General features: G+C 37.0%; 1 pseudogene. It reads left to right on the top strand.

Annotation, left to right across the window (positions count from 1 at the left end):
* Positions 1 to 1432 (top strand): annotated as a pseudogene (locus HNS40_RS22315) (hypothetical protein); the annotation flags it as partial.

Raw genomic sequence — 1432 nt, 5'->3', positions numbered from 1 at the left:
CTAATATATATTTAGATAATATTTATTTCTATAAAGAGCCAACAACAGCAACAGAACCAAGTGCAGCGGCACCATTACCAACAGAGGATGCAGCAGATGTAGTCTCTATTTATAGTGACAGCTATACAAATCTTGCTGAAACGAATTTTAATCCAAATTGGGGTCAGTCTACTGCTGTTTCTTTTGTTGATGTTGCAGGTAATGAAACCATGAAATATGCTAACTTCAACTATCAAGGAACTAATTTAGGTAGTAATGATGGTACAGCACAAGATTTATCAGCCATGGAGTTTTTACATGTAGATATTTGGACAGCAGATGCCACAGTGGTGAAGTTAACACCTATTAGTGCTAGTACAGGAGAATTTCTTTATGAATTGACTCCTCTGACACAAGGAACATGGAATAGTTATGATATTCCAGTAGGTGATTTCACAGATGTTTCCATGGCCGATATTCATCAATTAAAGTTTGATGGCCAAGCGGGCGTAAATCCATCTAATATATATTTAGATAATATTTATTTCTATAAAGAGCCAACAACAGCCACAGAACCAAGTGCAGCGGCACCATTACCAACAGAGGATGCAGCAGATGTAGTCTCTATTTATAGTGACAGCTATACAAATCTTGCAGGAACGGATTTTAATCCAGGCTGGGGACAAACAACTGTAGTTAGTAATGAAGATATTGGTGGTAATGAAATGATGAAATATGCTAGTTTCAACTATCAAGGAACTCAATTGGATGGTAATCAAGATTTATCAGCCATGGAGTTTTTACATGTAGATATTTGGACAGCAGATGCCACCGTGGTGAAGTTAACACCTATTAGTGCTAGTACAGGAGAATTTCTTTATGAATTGACACCTCTCACACAAGGAACATGGAATAGTTATGATATTCCAGTAGGTGATTTCACAGATGTTTCCATGGCAGATATCCATCAGTTGAAGTTTGATGGTCAAGCAGGAGTTAATCCATCAAATATATATTTAGATAATATTTATTTCTGGAAAACACCAACGGCATCGGGTTCTGATGCTACATTAAGCGATTTACAAGTGGATGAAACTACTGTTACTGGTTTCTCAGCAAATATGATGAGCTACAATATGGAACTTCCTTATGGAACGACTATCATTCCAACAGTAACTGCTACCACAACAGATCCTAATGCAGAATTTGTTATAAATGCTGCAGGTGCTCTTCCGGGAATTACAGAAGTTGTAGTTACAGCAGATGATGATATAACAAGTTTGACTTATAATGTCAACTTTACTTTGGCTAATGCAGTTCCAACAGTAGGTGCTCCGGTACCAACTCATGATGAAACTGATGATAATGTATTCTCTATCTATAGTGATAGCTATACTAATTTAGAAGCCACTAATTTTAATCCAGCATGGGGTCAGTCTACACAAGTGGTAGT

Source organism: Lentimicrobium sp. S6, from assembly GCF_013166635.1.
Classification (GTDB): Bacteria; Bacteroidota; Bacteroidia; order Bacteroidales; family UBA12170; genus UBA12170.
Note: the sequence above shows the minus strand (reverse complement) of the source record. Positions and strands in the feature narration are given on the sequence as shown.